The organism is Mesorhizobium dulcispinae, from assembly GCF_033977345.1.
GTDB lineage: Bacteria > Pseudomonadota > Alphaproteobacteria > Rhizobiales > Rhizobiaceae > Mesorhizobium > Mesorhizobium dulcispinae.
The window spans coordinates 60,881-80,620 of sequence record NZ_JAVIIY010000006.1; the positions used below are offsets into that span (position 1 = coordinate 60,881).

The 19,740-nt window shown below is 65.2% G+C and carries 15 protein-coding genes; 14 read left to right on the forward strand and 1 reads right to left on the reverse strand.

Going from position 1 to position 19,740, the window contains the following annotated elements; genetic code table 11:
• The first annotated feature begins 89 nt into the window (after nt 1-89).
• The 3 genes from xylA (at nt 90) to RFN30_RS15050 (ending at nt 2,678) form a co-directional block, all read left to right on the forward strand.
• Nucleotides 90-1,415: a xylose isomerase gene (gene xylA, locus RFN30_RS15040; protein ID WP_320262875.1), complete on the forward strand. Its 1,326-nt coding sequence runs from the start codon at nt 90-92 to the stop codon at nt 1,413-1,415.
• Between the two features lie 183 nt (nt 1,416-1,598).
• Nucleotides 1,599-1,802 carry a hypothetical protein gene (locus RFN30_RS15045; protein WP_127424722.1) on the forward strand — a complete coding sequence of 68 codons (204 nt, stop codon included), beginning with the start codon at nt 1,599-1,601 and terminating at the stop codon, nt 1,800-1,802.
• Between the two features lie 90 nt (nt 1,803-1,892).
• The gene (locus RFN30_RS15050) at nt 1,893-2,678 is read left to right on the forward strand and encodes a TIGR01458 family HAD-type hydrolase (RefSeq protein ID WP_320262876.1); all 786 of its coding nucleotides are present in this window, start codon (nt 1,893-1,895) and stop codon (nt 2,676-2,678) included.
• A gap of 81 nt (nt 2,679-2,759) precedes the next feature.
• Here the strand turns inward: RFN30_RS15050 and RFN30_RS15055 are convergent, their stop codons facing one another.
• Nucleotides 2,760-3,740 (reverse strand): GlxA family transcriptional regulator, encoded by a 981-nt coding sequence (locus RFN30_RS15055; RefSeq protein WP_320262877.1) that lies wholly within the window; start codon nt 3,738-3,740, stop codon nt 2,760-2,762.
• Nucleotides 3,741-3,875: 135 nt separating this feature from the next.
• Between RFN30_RS15055 and bcoG the strand changes: the two genes are divergently transcribed.
• The 11 genes from bcoG (at nt 3,876) to RFN30_RS15110 (ending at nt 19,716) form a co-directional block, all read left to right on the forward strand.
• The gene (gene bcoG / locus RFN30_RS15060; RefSeq protein WP_320262878.1) at nt 3,876-4,793 is read left to right on the forward strand and encodes a 3-dehydrocarnitine:acetyl-CoA trimethylamine transferase BcoG; all 918 of its coding nucleotides are present in this window, start codon (nt 3,876-3,878) and stop codon (nt 4,791-4,793) included.
• Nucleotides 4,794-4,807: 14 nt separating this feature from the next.
• Nucleotides 4,808-5,431 (forward strand): HD domain-containing protein, encoded by a 624-nt coding sequence (locus RFN30_RS15065; protein ID WP_320262879.1) that lies wholly within the window; start codon nt 4,808-4,810, stop codon nt 5,429-5,431.
• A gap of 2 nt (nt 5,432-5,433) precedes the next feature.
• Nucleotides 5,434-6,567, forward strand: a complete 1,134-nt coding sequence (locus RFN30_RS15070) for a carnitine 3-dehydrogenase (protein ID WP_320262880.1) — start codon at nt 5,434-5,436, stop codon at nt 6,565-6,567.
• A gap of 4 nt (nt 6,568-6,571) precedes the next feature.
• Complete coding sequence (locus RFN30_RS15075) at nt 6,572-7,735, forward strand: acyl-CoA dehydrogenase family protein (RefSeq protein WP_320262881.1); 1,164 nt, start codon at nt 6,572-6,574, stop codon at nt 7,733-7,735.
• A gap of 65 nt (nt 7,736-7,800) precedes the next feature.
• Entirely contained in the window at nt 7,801-9,879 is a 2,079-nt protein-coding gene (locus tag RFN30_RS15080) for an acetate--CoA ligase family protein (protein WP_320262882.1), read from the forward strand.
• A complete protein-coding gene (locus RFN30_RS15085) occupies nt 9,872-10,654 on the forward strand; it encodes a carnitinyl-CoA dehydratase (RefSeq protein WP_320262883.1) in 783 nt (260 codons plus the stop codon). The genes RFN30_RS15080 and RFN30_RS15085 overlap by 8 nt, the downstream gene beginning before the upstream one ends.
• A 214-nt stretch (nt 10,655-10,868) precedes the next feature.
• Nucleotides 10,869-11,810, forward strand: coding sequence for an alpha/beta hydrolase (locus RFN30_RS15090; RefSeq protein ID WP_320262884.1), 942 nt, complete (start codon nt 10,869-10,871; stop codon nt 11,808-11,810).
• 372 nt (nt 11,811-12,182) lie between these two features.
• Nucleotides 12,183-14,171, forward strand: coding sequence for an NHL repeat-containing protein (locus RFN30_RS15095; RefSeq protein WP_320262885.1), 1,989 nt, complete (start codon nt 12,183-12,185; stop codon nt 14,169-14,171).
• Nucleotides 14,168-17,905: a DUF7929 domain-containing protein gene (locus RFN30_RS15100; protein WP_320262886.1), complete on the forward strand. Its 3,738-nt coding sequence runs from the start codon at nt 14,168-14,170 to the stop codon at nt 17,903-17,905. Before RFN30_RS15095 ends, RFN30_RS15100 begins: the two co-directional genes overlap by 4 nt.
• A gap of 129 nt (nt 17,906-18,034) precedes the next feature.
• Nucleotides 18,035-18,712, forward strand: coding sequence for a ribulose-phosphate 3-epimerase (gene rpe / locus RFN30_RS15105; RefSeq protein ID WP_320262887.1), 678 nt, complete (start codon nt 18,035-18,037; stop codon nt 18,710-18,712).
• A 260-nt stretch (nt 18,713-18,972) separates the two neighbouring features.
• A complete protein-coding gene (locus RFN30_RS15110) occupies nt 18,973-19,716 on the forward strand; it encodes a GntR family transcriptional regulator (RefSeq protein WP_320262888.1) in 744 nt (247 codons plus the stop codon).
• Nucleotides 19,717-19,740: the final 24 nt, after the last annotated feature.

Below are 19,740 nucleotides of genomic sequence, written 5' to 3' on the forward strand. Positions count from 1 at the left end.
GTTTCGACATGACCCTTTTCGCCCGGCGAAAGAGCGAAACCAATTACGCCTGAGGTAATCGGGTGAAGCATTCGGAGAGGAAGGAAACCATGAGCAGCGGATTTTTCGGCGACATCAAGAAGATTAAATATGAGGGGCCGGATTCGACCAATCCGCTGGCCTACCGGTACTACAATCCCGACGAGGTCGTCGCCGGCAAGCGCCTGGAAGACCACCTGCGCTTCGCCGTCGCCTATTGGCATTCCTTTGCCTGGCAAGGTGGCGATCCGTTCGGCGGGCAGACCTTCGACCGCCCCTGGTTCGCCAAGGCCGGCGGCATCGACACGATGGAGCTGGCCAGGCTCAAGGCCGACGTCGCCTTCGAAATGTTCTCGCTGCTCGGCGTTCCCTATTTCTGCTTCCACGACGCCGACGTGCGCCCGGAAGGCAAGGATTTCTCCGACAGTGCCGCGCGTCTCGACGAGATCGCGGATTACTTTGCCGACAAGATGAAAAAGACCGGCGTCAAGCTGCTGTGGGGCACGGCGAACCTCTTCTCGCATCGACGCTTCATGTCGGGCGCCGCCACCAATCCTGATCCGGACGTGTTCGCCTATGCGGCGGCGACCGTGAAGAAGTGCATCGACGTCACCAAGAAGCTGAAGGGCGAGAACTACGTGCTGTGGGGCGGGCGCGAAGGCTATGAGACGCTGCTCAACACCGACCTGGCCCGCGAGCAGGAACAGGCCGGCCGCTTCCTCAACCTGGTCGTCGACTACAAGCACAAAATAGGCTTCAAGGGCACGATCCTGATCGAGCCGAAGCCGCAGGAGCCGACCAAGCACCAGTACGATTACGATGTCGCTACCGTTTACGGCTTCCTGAAGCGCTTCGGGCTGGAGAAGGAGGTCAAGCTCAACATCGAGCAGGGCCACGCGATCCTTGCCGGCCATTCCTTCGAGCACGAGCTGGCTTTGGCCAATGCTTTGGGCATCTTCGGCTCGATCGACATGAACCGCAACGACTACCAGTCGGGCTGGGACACCGACCAGTTCCCCAACAACGTGCCAGAAATGGCTTTGGCCTATTACCAGATCCTGCAGGGCGGCGGCTTCAAGACCGGCGGCACCAATTTCGACGCCAAGCTCAGGCGCCAGTCGCTCGACCCGGAGGATCTCGTGATCGGCCATATCGGCGGCATGGATTCTTGCGCGCGCGGCCTCAAGGCGGCGGCGAAAATGATCGAGGACAAGGCGCTGTCCGCTCCGCTCGCCGAACGCTATGCCGGCTGGAATACCGCCGAGGGCAAGGCGATGCTTGCCGGCAAGCGCACGCTGGAAGAGATCGCCGAGCGCGTGGTGAAGAAGAAGATCGAGCCGCAGCCGCGTTCCGGCCGCCAGGAGCTGCTCGAAAACATCGTCAATCGTTATGTGTGAGGCGTCCAGCGTACCCGAACCGGGCGCCGCTGACCTGAAATCGCTTTCCGCGCGGGGTGAAACTGCACGACAAGGTTTTGCCCCGCCCTGCCCCTCAATCGCCTCGCTCTTGCCTTCAAACAGCCGTCACGGATCTCCTATATTGTGGACATGCGGCGGGAAGGAAAGAAGGAGGCGAAACGTATGCAGCACGAACGCGAAATCGACGCCCTGCTCTCGCCCGGCGAGGCTGGTTCGATCATCGATCGGCTGATGGCGCTGCCGCATTCGAAAGACGGCGCCCGCAAGACAAATGAGTGGGATCGCGCGGTCGCCGCGCGGCTCGAAACGGCGCTTGCCAGGAGCATGCGCTCGCGCATCGTCGGCGAAGGCCGCGACGCTGCCTGATTCTTCGGTCACTGATTCTTCCGTGACCTGATTCTCCCTTGGTTTGACGAACGGAGACTGTTTCTCCATCCTGCATCGATGATACGCGCGGTGCTGCTCGATCTTCTGGGTGTCGTCTATGATGGCGACACCCCGATAGCGGGCGCCGTCGCGGCCATCGAGCGCCTGCGCGACGCAGACTTGCCGCTCCGTTTCGTCAGCAACACGACACGCTCGCCCCGCAGCGCAATCATCGCGCAGCTTGCGTCCATGGGTATCGAGGTTGCCGAGGAAGAATTGCTGACGCCGGCGCGTGCCGCGGTCGAATGGCTGCGCAGGCATGGCCGCCAGCCGCATCTGCTCGTCCATCCCGACCTCGAGGTCGAGTTTTCCGGGCTGGAAGGCGGGAGCGGGCGCGCCGTCGTCGTCGGCGATGCCGGCGAGGCGTTCGATCATGCCAGCCTCAACCGCGCATTCCGCGAACTGATTGCGGGCGCCGATTTCGTGGCTTTAGCAATCAACCGTACCTTCAAAGACACCGACGGCCAGCTCAGCCTCGACGCGGGAGCCTTTGTCGCGGCCCTCGAATTCGCCAGCGGGCGAAGCCCCGTCGTGCTCGGCAAGCCGTCACGGGATTTCTTCCTGACGGCGCTTGCCGGTTTGAACTGCGCGGCAGCCGACGCGGTCATGGTCGGCGACGACGCGGAAAGCGATGTCGCCGGCGCCCTCAGGGCTGGGCTTGGCGCTGCGCTGCTTGTGCGGTCGGGGAAGTACCGTCCGAATGACGAGGCTCGTTTCGATCCGCCTCCAACGACGCTGGTCGACGATCTCAGCGCGGCGGTGGACTGGATACTTAAGGCGCGCCGCGCTGAAACGGACATAGGCGACGCGCTTTAAGTCTTTGCTTGATGCATGTCGTGATCCCAAAACCGCTGCCCCCAGGACGGGGCCCGAGGGCATGCTCCTGGGCGACATGCATCAGCCGCGCCGCAGCCTGACCGGCGCCTCGCCGAAAGCCCGGGAAAAAGCTCGGGAAAACGCGGCTGCGGAGGAAAAGCCGGTGCGCCCGGCAATGTCGGTCATGGCGATGCGCGTGTCGACCACAAGGCGCCGGGCGGCGCTGAGGCGCAGCCTCAGATAGTAGGCTCCAGGCGTCTCGCCGATCGACTTGCGAAAAATGCTTTCCAGCGTTCGCGCCGTCACGCCGGCGCGCTTCGCCACCGCGTCGATGGTGAGCGGCTGGTCGACATGCGCCTCCATCAGCCGGATCGCCTGGGCGAGCCTCGGGTCATAGCCGTCGAGCCGACCGAGCGAGACCAGCGGCTGCGCGTCGGTCGCGGCGCGCGCCTGGTCGTAGATGAAGACGCTCGCCACATCGAGCGCGGCGGCCATGCCGAGCCGGGTGCGGACCAGATGCAGCATCAGGTCGAAAGTCGGCGAGGCGCCGCCCGAGGTGAAGACCGGCCCGTCGATGACGTAGCGGTCCGGCCGCACGTCGACGCCCGGAAAAGCGGCGGAGAAATCCTCCATGTCTTCCCAGTGGGTGGTGGCGCTGCGGCCTTCGAGCAGGCCGGCGCGCGCCACCAGCCATGTGCCGGCCTCGACGCCGCCGCAGGCGCGGGCCGCACGCGCCGCCCTCCGCAGGCCCGCAAGCAACGCCGATGTGGCATAGTTCTGCGTGCCGAAGCCGGCGACGACGACCAGCATATCGGTCGGCTCGGCGGCATCGAAGCGGCCGCTGACCGCGACCGGCAGGCCGCAAGTGGTCACCGGCGACTCGCCGGTGACCGAGACCAGCTTGAAATCGAACAAAGTCTCGCCGGAAATGCGGTTGGCGGCGCGCAGCGGGTCGACCGCCGAGGCCACGCACATGATCGACGATCCCGAGAACACCAGGAACGTCACCTTGAGCGTTTCGCGCTCGGCACGAAAGATGCTCGGCTTTTCGCTTTTGATCATGAGAACTTCGTAAAACGCAAAACAGTTTCCGGCAAGTCGGTCATTCTTGGCCAGCTTCGGCGTGTCGTCATACCAAAGCCGGTTTCCGACTTTTTGCTCGACATGGATGGCCGATCGAATCTGGGAGGAAAGACGATGCCACTCGCGATGAACCGTGAGGTCTTCATTACCTGTGCCGTGACCGGTTCCGGCGGCACGCAGGACCGCAGCCCGAATGTGCCGCGCTCGCCCAAGCAGATCGCCGATTCGGCGATCGAGGCCGCAAAGGCCGGCGCCGCCATCGTCCATTGCCATGTGCGCGACCCCGAGACCGGCAAGCCAAGGCGCGACGTGCATCTCTACCGCGAAGTGACCGAGCGCATCCGCGAGGCAAATGTCGACGTGGTGCTCAACCTCACCGCCGGCATGGGCGGCGACATGGTGTTCGGCTCGCCGGAGGCGCCGCTGCCGCTCAACGAGAAGGGCACCGACATGGGCGGCGCCACCAACCGCATGGAACATGTGCGCCAGTGCCTGCCGGAAATCTGCACGCTCGACTGCGGCACGATGAATTTCAACGAGGCCGATTATGTCATGACCAACACGCCCGGCATGCTGCGCGCCATGGGCGGCATGATGACGGCGCTGGGCGTGAAGCCGGAGATCGAGGCCTTCGATACCGGACACCTTTGGTTCGCCAAGCAGCTGGTCGAGGAAAAGGTGCTGAACCCCGACGCGCTGGTGCAGCTCTGCATGGGTGTGCCGTGGGGCGCGCCGGATGACCTCAACACCTTCATGGCGATGGTCAACAACGTGCCTTCGACCTGGAACTGGTCGGCCTTCTCGATCGGCCGCAACCAGATGGCCTATGTCGCGGCGGCCGTGCTTGCCGGCGGCAATGTCCGCGTCGGACTGGAAGACAATCTCTGGCTCGACAAGGGCGTTCTCGCCACCAATGCGCAGCTCGTCGAGCGCGCGGCCAGCATCGTTTCCCATCTCGGCGCGAGGGTGCTCGGGCCGGAGGAAGTGCGCAAGAAGCTCAACCTCACCAAGCGGGCGCCGATCGCGGCATAAGGCGGGAGCTGACCATGGCTACCGTCAAATTCACCGCGATGAAGGACGGCGACAAGGAAGACTATGAATTCCTGACCGCCCATGAGATCGATTATGCCGCCAGGACCGGCGATAGGCTGCTCGACGCGCTCGTGCAGCTCGACGAGGGTCTGTCCGGCTACAAGATCACCCGGCTCGGCCACTCGCTGCAGGCTGCAACCAGAGCCTGGCGCGACGGCGCCGACACCGACTGGCTGGTCTCGGCGCTGCTGCACGACATCGGCGACATCTACGCGCCCTACAATCACGACGAATATGCCGCGACGATCCTGAAACCCTTCGTGCGCGAGCAATGCACCTGGGTGGTGGAAAAGCACGGCGACTTCCAGCGCCTCTATTACGCGCATCACCTGGGCGGCAACCGGCATGCCCGCGACCGCTTCGCCGGTCACCTTTATTTCGACGATTGCGACCAGTTCTGCGAGCGCTGGGACCAGTCGAGCTTCGATCCCGACTACGACACCTTGCCGATCGAGTTCTTCCGGCCCTTCGTGCTCGAAGTCTTCGCGCGCAAGGCCTACGACCCGGCGGTGATCCGCGCCGGCGAGCGCGTGCCGCTTACCGATCCCGAAACAGCCAAGACAAGAACCGGAGCCTGACCATGAGCATCATCAACAAGGCGGCCGCCATCGGCGGCGGCGTCATCGGCGCCGGCTGGGTGGCGCGGCTGCTCCTGAACGGCATCGACGTGTCGATCTTCGATCCCGATCCAGAGGCTTCGCGCAAGGTCAGCGAGGTGATGAAGGGCGCGCGCCGCGCCTATAAGCAGATGCTGCCCGGCGGCCTGCCCAAGGAAGGCAAGCTCACCTTCGTCAAGACGATCGCCGAGGCGGTTGCCGATGCCGACTTCATCCAGGAGAGCGTGCCGGAGCGGCTCGACCTCAAGCACAAGGTGCTGGCCGAGATCGACCTGCATGCGCCGGCCAACGCCATCGTCGGCTCCTCGACCTCGGGCATCAAGCCGACCGACATGCAGGTGGCGATGAAGAAGCATCCGGAGCGGCTGGTCGTCGGCCATCCGTTCAACCCGGTTTATCTCCTGCCGCTGGTCGAAATCGTCGGCGGCCAGCAGACCTTCCCGGAGGCGATCGAGGTTGCCAAGGAACTTTACGCCTCGATCGGCATGAAGCCGGTGGTGGTGCGCAAGGAGATCGAAGCGTTCGTCGGCGACCGCCTCCTGGAAGCGGCCTGGCGCGAGGCGCTGTGGCTGGTCAAGGACGGCATCTGCACCGTCGAGGAACTCGACGACATCATGCGCTATTCCTTCGGCCTGCGCTGGGCGCAGATGGGCATGTTCCAGGTCTATCGCGTTGCCGGCGGAGAGGCCGGCATGCGCCACTTCATGGCGCAGTTCGGGCCGTGCCTGAAATGGCCGTGGACCAAGCTGATGGACGTGCCGGAATTCAACGACGAGCTGGTCGACCTGATCGCCACGCAGTCGGACGAGCAGGCCAATGGCCTGTCGATCCGGGAGCTGGAAAAGATCCGCGACGACAATCTGGTCGCGATCATGGAGGCCCTGTCGAAGCAGAACAAGGGCAAGGGCTGGGGCGCCGGCGCGCTGCACAAGGACTATACCAGGCAGCTCGCCAAGCTGGCGGCGAAGAAGCCTACCCCCGCCAAGACAGCCGACAAGGCAAAAGCCGCCAAGCCGGCGAAGAAGGCAGCGAAGCCGGCAAAGGCGGAGAAGCCCGCAAAGGCTGACAAGTCGAAAAAGAACAAGAAGAAGGGCTGAGGCGATGCAGTTCGGTCTTTCGGAAGAACAAAAGCTCATCGTCGAGACGACGCGCGCTTTCGTCGAGAACGAGCTTTACCCGCATGAGCGCGAGGTGGAGCGCACCGGCGAACTGCGCCGCGAGCTGATCGACGAACTGAAGGCCAAGGCGATCGCGGCCGGGCTCTACGCCGCCAACATGCCGGCCGATGTCGGCGGCGCAGGCCTCGATACGGTGAGCTGGCTGCTTTACGAGAAGGAGCTCGGCCGCGCCAATTACGCGCTGCACTGGACCTGCGTGGCGCGTCCATCCAACATCCTGCTCGCCGGCACCCCGGAGCAGCGCGAAAAGTATCTCTTCCCCTGCATCCGCGGCGAGAAGTGGGACTGCCTGGCGATGACCGAGCCCGGCGCCGGCTCCGACCTGCGCGGCATGAAGGCGACCGCCGTGCAGGACGGCTCGGACTGGGTGCTCAACGGCACCAAGCACTTCATCAGCCATGCCGACATTGCAGATTTTGCCATCGTTTTCATGGCTTCGGGCGAAGAGGATTCGCCGCGCGGCAAGCGCAAGAAGATCACCGCCTTCTTCGTCGACAAGGGCACCAAAGGCTTCACGGTGCGCGATGGCTATCGCAACGTCTCGCATCGCGGCTACACCAATTCGATCCTCGAATTCGATGACTGCCGCCTGCCGGCCTCCCAGGTGCTCGGCGAAGTGCACAAGGGCTTCGAGGTGGCGAACTCGTGGCTCGGCGCCACGCGGCTCCAGGTCGGCGCCACCTGCCTCGGCCGCGCCGAGCGCGCGCTCTCGCATGCCATCGAATATGCCGCGCAGCGCCAGCAGTTCGGCCAGCAAATCGGCAAGTTCCAGGGCGTGTCGTTCAAGCTTGCCGACATGGCGACGGAGCTGAAGGCCGCCGATCTGATGGTGTTCGAAGCCGGCTGGAAGTACGATCAGGGCACCGTCACCGATCAGGACATGGCGATGGCCAAGCTGAAGGCCACCGAGATGCTCGCCTTCGTTGCCGACGAGGCGATCCAGATCCATGGCGGCATGGGGCTGATGGACGACCTGCCGCTGGAACGCATCTGGCGCGACGCGCGCGTCGAGCGCATCTGGGAAGGCACTTCGGAGATTCAGCGACATATTATTTCGCGGGCGTTGCTGCGCCCGTTCGGTGGTTAGAGCATAACCCTCCAAAGCCGGGACCCGGTTTTGGAAAAAGTTCATGCTCAAACGAAAAGATGACCATGCATAAACTCGAACGTCTCCTGCGCCCGAAATCGATCGCCGTGTTCGGCGGGGCGCAGGCCGCCGCCGTCGTGGCGCAATCGATCAAGATGGGCTTTGCCGGCGAGATCTGGCCGGTGCACCCGACAAAGGACGAAGTCGCCGGCCGCAAGGCCTATCGCTCCGTCGCCGACCTGCCCGGCGCGCCGGACGCCGCCTTTGTCGGCGTCAACCGGCATCTCACCATCGAGGTCGTCAAGGCGCTGGCCGAGCGCGGCGCCGGCGGCGCCGTCTGCTTTGCCGCCGGCTTTCTCGAGACCGAGGCCTATGACGAGGACGGCGAGCGGCTGCAGGCCGAGCTCGTCGCCGCCGCGGGCCAGATGCCGATCATCGGCCCGAACTGCTATGGCCTGATCAACTATGCCGACGGCGCGCTTTTGTGGCCCGACCAGCATGGCGGCATCAGGCTGCCGGAAGGCGGCAAGGGCGTCGCCATCATCACGCAATCTTCCAACATCGCCATCAACATGACGATGCAGAAGCGCGGCCTGCCGATCGCCTTCCTGATGACGGCCGGCAACCAGGCGCAGACCGGCCTCTCGGAAATGGCGCTCGGGCTGATCGAGGACGAGCGCGTCACTTCCCTTGGCCTGCATATCGAGGCTTTCGACTCGGTCGCCGGCTTCGAGCGGTTGGCAGCGCGGGCGCGCGAGCTGAAGAAGCCGATCATCGCCATGAAGGTCGGCCGCTCCGAACAGGCCAGGCAGGCGACCGTGTCGCACACCGCCTCGTTGGCCGGCTCCGACGCCGCCTCGGGCGCCTTCTTGAAGCGTCTGGGCATCGCGCGCGTCGATTCCATTCCGGCCTTCATCGAAGCGCTGAAGCTCTTGCACATCACCGGGCCGCTGCCGGGCCATAAGCTTTCATCGATGAGCTGCTCCGGCGGCGAGGCTTCCGTGATGGCCGACAGCGCCGAAGGCCGCTGGGTGCATTTCCCGACGCTGTCGGCCGAGCATCGTGCCCATGTCAAATCGACGCTCGGGCCGCTGGTCGCGGTCGCCAATCCGCTCGACTACCACACCTTCATCTGGAACAACGAGCCGGCGATGACCGCCACCTTCACCGCCATGGTGTCGGGCGGCTTCGACCTCAACATGCTGGTGCTCGACTTCCCGCGCCCCGACCGCTGCTCCGACACCGACTGGTGGGCGACGCTGCGCGCCTTCGAGGCGGCGCTGAAGACCAACAGGGCGCAAGGCGCGATCGTCTCCTCACTGCCGGAGAACCTGCCGGAGGAGTACACCGCCGGGCTGATGGCGCGCGGCATGGTGCCCTTGTTCGGCATCTCGGAAGCGATGGACGCCGCCCAGGCCGCCGCCTTCATCGGCTGGGCCTGGCGCGAGCCAGAGGCGCAGCCGGTCGACACTACCGCTGCCGGCGTGACCGATGGCAGCCATGTCACGCCCGACGAAGCCGAGGCCAAGGCGCGTCTGATCGAGGCCGGCCTGCCGGTGCCGAAGGGCGAGCGCGCTTCCAACGCGGTCGAGGCGGTGATCTCGTCCATGGCGCTCGGCTTCCCGGTGGCGCTGAAGACGCTGGGCGTGACCCACAAATCGGAAGTCGGCGCTGTGCGGCTGAACCTCAAGGACGCCGAATCCGTCAGCAACGCGGCGCATGATCTCCTGCCGCTCGGAACCGGACTTTATGCCGAGCGGATGGTGCGCGACGGCATCGCCGAGTTGATCGTCGGCTTCACCCGCGACCCGATGTTCGGCGCCGTGATGACGCTCGGCACCGGCGGCGTGCTGGTCGAGCTGTTGCGCGACAGCGTGACGTTGATGCTGCCGGCGACGCGCGACGACATCGAGGCGGCGCTGCGTGGACTGAAGCTCTATCCGCTGCTCGAAGGCTATCGCGGCCGGCCGAAGGCCGACGTCCAGGCCGCCATCGACGCGATCGCTGGCATTGCCGACTTCGTGCAGAAGAATGAAGGCGAGATCGAGGAACTCGACATCAACCCGCTGATCGTCTGTGCCGAAGGCAAGGGCGCCTGGATCGCCGACACCCTGCTGGTGCTTGGAGAAAAGAAGGATGGCTGACGTTATCACCACACGCCGCGAAGGCACGATCCTCGAGGTCACGCTCGACCGGCCGAAGGCCAATGCCATCGACCTCAAGACGTCGCGACTGATGGGCGAGACTTTCAAGGCGTTCCGCGACGATCCGGGCTTGCGCGTCGCCATCGTCAAGACCGCCGGCGACAAGTTCTTCAGCGCCGGCTGGGACCTGAAGGCGGCGGCCGCCGGCGATGCGGTCGACGGCGACTACGGCGTCGGCGGCTTTGCCGGGCTGCAGGAATTGCGCGACCTCAACAAGCCGGTGATCGCCTGCGTCAACGGCATGGCGGTGGGCGGCGGCTTCGAGCTGGCGCTCTCCTGCGACCTGATATACGCCTCGGACCACTCCTCCTTCGCGCTGCCCGAGATCCGCGCCGGCACGCTGGCCGACGCCGCCACGATCAAGCTGCCGAAGCGCATTCCCTACCATATCGCCATGGACCTTTTGTTCACCGGCCGCTGGATGGATGTGGCCGAGGCGCATCGTTGGGGCCTGGTCAACGAGGTGCTGCCCAAGGAAAAGCTCGAGGACCGCGTCTGGGAGATCGCCAGGCTTTTAGCCAGCGGCCCACCGCTGGTCTTCGCGTCGATCAAGGAGACGGCGCGCGTAGCCGAGGCGCTGACCTTCCAGGACGCGATGAACAAGGTGACGCGTCGCCAGCTGCCGACGGTCGATATCCTCTACGGCTCGGAGGACAATATGGAAGGTTTTCGCGCGTTTGCGGAAAAGCGCGATCCGGTTTGGAAGGGACGATAACGTCGGAGATGATGGCGCGTCCCACCCCCCTCTGGCCTGCCGGCCATCTCCCCCGCAAGGGGGGAGATTGGCGGTTGCCCCGCCGGCGCCTCCTTAGCAACGTCGAAAATTGGCGAAAGCCGAAAAGACATCCAATCTCCCCCCTTGTGGGGGAGATGGCCGGCAGGGCAGAGGGGGGTGCCCGGGCGCCATCATCGAAAGTTGGTCGTCTCTCATGACCAACTACAAAACCCTGATCGACGCCGAAACCTGGGCCTTCATCGAGAAGACCAATTCCTACTATCCGCCTGATACGATCGACTACACGATTGGCGAGCAGCGGGCGATCTACGACCGGATGTGCCGCGAGTTCTTTGCCGGCTACCCGCAAGGCGTGACGGCGGAAACGACCGCAATCGCCACGCCGACAAACAGCATCCCGATACGCATCTATCGCAATGCAGAGCCGGACAAGGCCGCCATGGTGCTCTATGTCCATGGCGGCGGCTTCATCCTCGGCGGGCTGGATAGCCATGACGATGTCTGCGCCGAGCTTTGCGCCCGCACAGGCTACGAGGTGGTCTCCGTCGACTACCGGCTGGCGCCGGAGCATCTGCATCCCGCCGCCTTTGACGATGTGCTGAGCGCCTTCGAGTGGGCGACCTCCACCTATGATTGCCCGGTCCTGCTCTGCGGCGACAGCGCCGGCGGCAATCTCTGCGCGGCGATCGCCCATGCGACGCGCGGCCATGTGAAGAAGCCGGTCGGCCAGGTGCTGATCTATCCCAGCCTTGGCGGCGACCGCTCGCGCGGCTCCTATGTCACGCATGCCGAGGCGCCGATGCTGACCGTGCGCGACATCGAATTCTATTCGAACATCCGCACCGGCGGTGTCGACCGGACCGGCGATATCACCTTGTCGCCGCTCGCCGATGCCAACTTCGCCTATCTGCCGCCGACCGTGCTGATCACCGCGCAATGCGATCCGTTGTCCTCGGACGGCGAAGCCTATCGCGACCGAGTCGTCGCGGCCGGCGGCAGTGCCTACTGGTTCGAGGAGCCTGGGCTGGTGCACGGCTATTTGAGAGCCCGGCACACGGTCGGCCGAGCACGGTCGAGCTTCACCTGCATCGTCGAGGCGGTGTCCACGCTCGGCAAGGGCGACCGGACCTGGTGATCCTCCCAAGCGGGAAAGATAGCTCTTCCGCCGCAACGTATCCATCGCATTGAACCTTTCCGCCTCGGCCAGCGACTGACGACCAGGCGCCGCAATCGCGGGGGCCCGGAAAGGAACGCCCAAATGACCAGAAACCCAGAGGCCCGGCGGTCTCCGGGAACAACAGGAGCCCAGCGCGACCATCGTTTTCGGAAGCGGGTCGATGCGCCGGGCTTTCGGCTGATTCCGTTGACCCTTCCAGGCAGCCGTCGTATCGTGACCAGGCGGAAAAAAGACAATTCGATCAGGGACGAACGAGCCGGAACGCCGCGCCTTGCCCTGATTTGCGCGGCGAAAACGGATGGTTCTTCCGAAGACTTCGGGGGGAGTTCAATGTTTTGCGACCGCGGCTCGTTCGTGGCTTCTCGCGCCTGCAGTGTGCGCCGCGCGATAACGGCAGCCGGCGGAATTCTCGCCCTGGCGCTTTCCACCGGTCTCTTGCTAGGCGGCACGGCAAGGGCACAGGAAACGCAGATCATCTATCCCGGCTCGATGGCGGTGACCGGCTTTCCCGGCACCGTCATCCCCGACTTTGAGCCTCCCGATTCTGAAAAGGGGGGCCTGCCGCCCGGCGTCGACCCGGCCGACGAAACCTTCATCGACACCTCGCAGGCCTCATTGCGCATTTTCGACGTCTCGCGGCTCGGCGGCCCGGCCTCGGGGCAGCTCGTCTACACGCCGCCGCCTTTCGAGGTGACGGCCGGCCAGATCGGCGAGGTGTTCGGCCTCACCTATGACGACGGCATCCGCGACGGCGTGCCGTCGGGCATTCCGAACCTCTATGCGGCGGCGACCTCGCTGCACGGCATCGAGATCGTCACGCCGGATGCCGACGATGACGGCCGCCCCGAGCGGCAGCGCCGCGGCACCGCGGGCGCGACCTTCATGGACGGCCAGTTCGGCACCGAAAACGGCGGCGGCCCGGGCACGATCTGGAAGATCGACGGCATCACCGGCGCCATGTCGAAATTTGCCGACATCGACACCAACAGCGGTCCCGGCATCGGCAACCTCGCCTTCGATCCGACCCATCGCGAGTTCTTCGCTTCGGATCTCGACACCGGCGTGATCCACCGCATCGATATCGAGGGTAATTTGATCGATACGTTCGACCATGGCATTGCCGGACGCCCGGCGCATGGGCTCGCCCCGGTCGCCGACGACGGCGCCGTCATGGACATCCAGGCCGCCGCCTTCGATAGCGAAGACCCCGAGACCTGGGGCTATACGCAGGATGAGCGCCGCATCTGGGCGGTCGCCTATCACGGCGGCCGTCTCTACTATTCCGTCGGCGAGAAGGCCGAAATCTGGTCGGTCGGCATTGCGAGCGACGGAAGCTTTGGCGGCGATCCCCGCTGGGAACTGACGGTCAAGGCGGATCAGGACTACGCCGTCACCGACATCTCCTTCGACAATAAGGGCTTCATGTATCTCGCCCAGCGCGGCCCGGTCGAGAACCGCTACGACTACAGCCGCTTCGCCGATTCCGGCAAAGGCGAGATCATCCGCTACCAGCGCGAGGATCCCGCCGATCCGGCAACGGAATCGGTCTGGGTCGAGGTGCCGCAGGAATATGCGATCGGCTTCCCGGAGGGCAATCGCCAGTCGGCCGGCGGCGTCGACCTGCAGTATCGCTACGATGCCGAGGGCAATCTCGACAGCTCGGTGTGCACCGATACGGTCGTCAACACCGGCGACAAATTGCGCGACAATCCCGAGCTTGCCGAGCGGCTCGCCGCCGGCGGGCCTTTTGCCGTGCACGGCGTTCAGCTGACGCCGAGCGCGCTGGTCAAGCCGGCGAACGTGCCGCCCTTCGGCTCATGGTTCGTCGACTTCGACGGCTATTTCGAAGACCCGGACGTCCAGGGCCATGTCGGCGACGTCAGGGTGTGGCGCCCCTGCGAGGGCCGCGCCGGCTATTATGAGGAAATCCCCGGCGGCTTCCTGCCTCCCTTCTATCCGCCGGACTTCCCACCGCCCGGCAATTTGCCTCCCTGTCTCGATGTCGAGGACGTGCAGTATTTCTGCACGCCCCACGGGCTTCAGGCCGACCTTTACCTCAATGACCATGCCGGCTTCGGCGGCGATTCGGTCAAGGTGAAGTCCAAGACGCCAGGGGTCGCGATGACCTCACCCATGTCGCACGCGCCGGGCAAGCCCTACACGATCGACATCACCGGCCATACTCCGGGCGACACCGTCAATGTCGGGCTCTGCTTCTACAGGAAGTCCGATCAGGACAAGGGTGGCTACTACCCTTGCTGCAAGATGACGCTGCCGCTCAGAACGCCGGCCGTCAGTTGCGAAGGGAGGGACAGATGAACAATCCCGCCCCTTCCCGCCTTGCTTCGCGCAAAACCCTCATGGAGACGATCATGAAACCCCTGTCATACGCCAGGCGCGGCGCGCGCTGGCTGATGGCGGCCGGTGTCGCGGTCGCCATGATGCCGGCATTGCCGGCGCTTGCCCAAGACAAGGCTCCGGCCGGCCAGGCCGCCAACCCAGAATCCACCCTAGCACAGCGCGGCATCAATCCGGAGCTTGGGCGGATCATACCCTTTTTCTCCAAGAAGGGCGGCCAGAGAGGCTGCGATTCCGTCGAATATGTCCTGAGCTTCGGCATCCATGGCGACCCGCAGGACTTCGACCGGCCAAGCGTGGCGGCGCTGCTGAAGGCGACAAGGCTCGACTTCAAGGACCAGCTTCCGCACGGCCTGCAGATCGTCAGCGTCGATGTCGTCGGCGACGGCACCAGCGCCTCCGGCGGGCCGCTGCCCGCCGCCTCGATCAGCACATCGGCTGGCCCGAACGATACGACCAGCGTCTCCAACTTCCGCATCAGCGCTTCCAACCTCGACGGCGTCGGCGCGGCGGACGAACGCGTCATCACCTTCCGGATCACGGCCAAGATAGACCATGCGGCCTTTCCGGCACCGGCGACGGTCGACAATCAGGGTCTGATGGAAGTGGCCTTCAGGGGCGGTCCGGCAACCACGATCCCCTCGCAGGATCCGGATAAGCCGGACGACGGCGATTTCCTCACCGGCGTGAAGACGTCGATCAAGATCGACCTGACCAAGTGCAACCCGCCGCCTCCGCCGCCCGGCAAGGAGTGCTTCAAGGTCGAACGCGGCACCGTCGACTGCGTGCCTGGCGGTGGCGCCTTCATCTATCACATGCCGGTCGGCCCGGAGATGGGCGGCAAATGGGTGCAGGTGTCGACGACGACGCCGGGCATCACCATCGTTCCCGACACGCAGCAGGTGCCCGCCGGCGGCGGCGTGCTGAACTGGAAGATCATCGGCGCCTCGCCGGGCGAGACCATCCATCTCGTCGTCGTCACCGGCATCGAGACCTATGCAGGGCCGAAGGAAGGCTGGAGCCTTTGCTGCACGCAGACGATCGACATCGTCATCCCGCGCGACTTGAGGTGTCCGCCCGAAAAGCAGCCCGACCTCAAGGTGGAGAAGTGGGCAGAGGTGCCGCGCTGTACGATGGCCGGCGGCTGCGATTTCACCATCACGGTCACCAATGTCGGCGATGCGCCCTACAACGGCAAGATCGTGCTCGACGAGGTGACGTTGCCGGCAGGCTCGGTGCTTTCATCGGGACCGAACCCGCCCTGGGTCTGCGCGCCCGGGACGACGCCGATGACCTGCACCCATCCGGCGACGACGCTCAATCCGGGCGCCTCCGTCGTCCTCAAGCTCGGCTTCAAGCCGGCCGGCGGATGGCAGGGCAGCGTGCTGCGCAACTGCGCCGCCTATGACTACCGGGCCAGCGGCAAGCCGCTGTTCGGCAGCCAGCAGAACGACCGCGGCTGCGCCTCGATCCCGATCTGCCGCCGCGGCGACCGTGATCCGCAGTGCCGGCCTCCGGTCGAGAAGAAGGTCGACCTGATCCTGAAGAAGCGCGCCCGGATCCCGGTCTGCACGCCGGACGGCGCCTGCACCTTCGTGATCGACATCATCAACAACGGCACCAGCACCTATAACGGGCCGCTGACGGTGATCGACACCTATCCCGGCGGCGCGCCGACCTCGTCCACCTTCGGGCCGAGCCCGCCCTGGACCTGCGGACCGAACGGCCCCGGCCAGTTCCGCTGCGACAATGCCGGCATCGCGCTGCCTCCGGGCGCCTCGACGCCGATCGTCGTCAAGGCGGTGATGCCGGCAAACTACCGGCCGGATCGTGTCGAGAACTGCGCCGAGGTGAAGGCTGTTCCCGGCGAAGCCGACCTCGCCAACAACAAGGCCTGCGCGAGCGAACGCATCCGCCACCCGAATGGCGGCCAGCCCGGCCTGCGCATCACCAAGGTCTGCGAGGGCTCGCTTGCCGGCGCGGCTTCGGTTTCCTGCCGCATCACGGTCAGCAACGCCGGCACCGCCGCCCCAACCGGTCCGGTGCGGGTCAACGATGCCGCGACGCTGGTGTCGGGCGGCGCGCCGGTCGCTATCCAGAGCGTGACCCCGGACGGCGCCGACTGGAGCTGCGGGCCGGTGCCCGCCAACACGCTGTCGTGCCAGATTCCCGGCGCCGCGATGACGCCCGGAACCAGCCGGCACCTGGACGTGACGGTTAGTTCCAACGGCGCGTTCGAGAACTGCGCGCGCGGCTCCTATGGGCCGGCGCCGGGAGACGACATCGTCTATCCGATCGGCCAGGCTTGCGCCAAGGGCGGTGGCGGCCCGACCGTCCGTGTCGAGAAGACCGGCGATGCCGAATGCCAACCCGGAGAACCCTGCTCGTTCGAGATCACCATCACCAATGACGGGCCGAACGCCTTCGCCGGTCCGGTCCGCATCGGTGATGCGGTCGGCATCGACGGCATTGGCCGCCTGGAAGGCGTTCGGATCACCGCGATCGACCCGCCCTTCGGCTGCTCGCCGGAGCCGACGACACTGCCAGCATCCTGCATCGCCAACCTGACGCTAGGCGCCGGCGAAAGCCACAGGCACCATGTCACCGTGGTCCTGCCCGACGATGGGCGGCTTGCCAGTCTGCAAGGCACGGTCAGCGGACAAAACTGTGTCGGCGTGCTTTCGCCGAACACACCGGTGCAGGGCGGCGGCGACGTGCTGTCGCGCGCCCCGACCAACGCTGAGGGCGATCGCGGCAAGGCCTATGCCTGCCACCCCTTCACCATCAAACGTGAGGTGAAGAACCAGTGCTCCAACGGCATGGTGCTCAACTCGGCCGGCCGCTGCGCCTGCCCGGACGGCACCACCTTCCGCAACGGCCAGTGCAGTTCCGGCGGCGGCAAGCTGCAGCCTCTGCCTGTGCCGCCGCGCTGTGTCCTGCTCCAAGGCCAGATCCGGACCGCCGATGGACGTTGCGTCTGTCCGCGCGGCACAGAGCTGGAGAACGGCAGGTGCGTCAAGAGCGAGCAGCCCGAACCGCAATGCACGCTGCGTCCCGGCCAGTACCGCGACCAAGACGGCAATTGCGTGTGCCGGCGCGGCGAGCTGGTGAACGGCGTCTGCCAGGTCATCCCGCCGAAATGCACGATCCGCGGCGCCGTGCCGACACAGGCCGGCTGCGTCTGCCCCCAGGGCACGCATCTAGACCGGGTAGCCAAGGCCTGCGTGCCCGACAGGCAGCCGCCGAGCCAGTGCCGCATTCGCGGCCAGGTGCGCAATGCCGATGGCGATTGCGTCTGTCCGAAGGGGACGGAGGTGAGAGGCAAGGTCTGCGCGCCGATCAAGAGGCCGCAAGCATGCTCCATCCGCGGCCAGGTCCTCAACAAACGCGGCGCCTGTGTGTGTCCGCGCGGGACGGAAGTGATCGACGGCGCGTGCCGCAGGGTTGACGCCGAATGCGCCCCGGGCTCGCAGATGATCGACGGCATTTGCCAGCCGATCATCAGGCGGCGCTGCCCGGTCGGGACGACCGGACGGTATCCGGATTGCTTCCCGATCCGCCGGCAGCCAGGTTTGGAGATCAATCCGAACCTGCTGCTCAATCCGAACATCCTGCAGCAGTTGGTCCCGCAGCGCCAGCCGAAGCGGATGCTGCAGGACCCGGCAGGCGCAAACATCCAGAACTTCAAGCCGTAAACTTCCGACGGCTCAGGACGAAGGCCCGCCGGAACAATCCGGCGGGTTTTTCTTGTCCGCTGCTTCCCCTTTCCGGCATCTTCCTCTAGTCAGTCCTGACATTTGCGTCTGGAACAAAAGAGCAAGGCCGTGAGCAAAAAGACCCTGATCGCGCCGTCGGTGCTGGCGTCGGATTTCTCCAAGCTCGGTGACGAGGTCGAAGCGGTCGCGGCCGCCGGCGCCGACTGGATCCATCTCGACGTGATGGACGGTCATTTCGTGCCCAACATCACTTTCGGCCCGCCGGTGATCAAGGCGATCCGCAACCGGACAAAAATCTTCTTCGACTGTCATCTGATGATCGCGCCGGCCGATCCCTACCTGGCGGCCTTTGCCGAGGCCGGTTGCGACGGCATGACCGTGCATGCCGAGGCCGGGCCGCATCTCGACCGCTCGCTGCAGACGATCAAGGGCCTCGGCAAAAAGGCAGGTGTCTCGCTCAACCCGGCGACACCGGAAACGGCGATCGAATATGTGCTCGACCGGCTCGACCTCATCCTGATCATGACCGTCAATCCCGGCTTCGGCGGCCAGGCGTTCATCCCGGCGGTCGTCGACAAGGTGCGAAGGGTGAAGGCGTTGATCGGCAACCGCCCGATCCGCATCGAGATCGACGGCGGCGTCTCGCCGGAAACCGCGCCGCTGGTGACGGCCGCCGGCGCCGACGTGCTGGTGGCTGGCGCGGCCATCTTCAAGGGCGGCACGGTCGAAGCCTATCGGGCAAATATCGAGGCGATCCGCTCGGCGGCCGACGAGGCCGCCAACTAAACACATACATGACGCGTTTGTGGCAAAATCCACCTCGCTATTGAACAACTGTTCAATATACCCGTTTATATCAAGTTGCCCGCCAACATCAGCTTTTTTCAAAGCGGATTTTACTATAATCGATAATAGGCCTCGCCTTGTCTTAAAGTCGAATATCGCCATCTTCCGCTTTGAGGCAGCGGTGCCCGGCTGTATAATACATGTACGGGAATTGCTTCGCCGAGGGGCCCTGCAAACGGGGGCAAGCAATGGGAGTGCGATTGACATACGGGAACGTCGATACGGGCGAAGGCAAGGGTGCCAAGAGCACGCTGGCCAGTTCGGTCTACCAGCAGCTCCGCGACGACCTGCTGCGCGGAGCTTTGGAAGCCGAGGGCAAGCTGCGCGTCGAATGGGTCGTTTCCCGCTATGGCGCCGGGGCCTCACCGGTGCGCGAGGCGCTCAACCGTCTTGCCGCCGAGGGCCTGCTCGGTCGCCATGACCAGCGCGGCTTCTTCCTGATGCCGGTGAGCGCGGCCGAATTGGAGGAGCTCACCCGCACGCGCTGCTGGCTGGAGGAACGCGCATTGCGCGAATCCATGGCGCACCGCACAGCGGAATGGGAAGAGCAGCTGGTGCTCGCCCTTCACCGCCTGGCGCGCGCCGAGCGGCGCCAGCCCAACGACCCGGCAACCAACAATCCGGAATGGGAGACGCTGCACCGCGCCTTCCATCGCGCGCTGATCTCGGCCTGCCGTTCGCATTGGCTGATCGGCTTTTGCGACCAGCTTTCCGACCAGGCCTCCCGCTACCGGCTGATCTCGCAGCGCGGCCCGGGCTCCGAACGCGACGATCTCGGCGAGCACCGGACGATTGCCGAGCGGACACTGGACGGCGACGCCGACGGCGCCGTCGAAGCCTTGCTCAGTCACTACCGGCTGACAGCGGAGAGGTGCATGGCGCGGCTCAACCAGGACTACGATCCGACGGCTCGCGCAGGCAAGGCCGCGCGCGGCCGCAAATAGCTCCCCCTATCTCTTTGTTTTTAC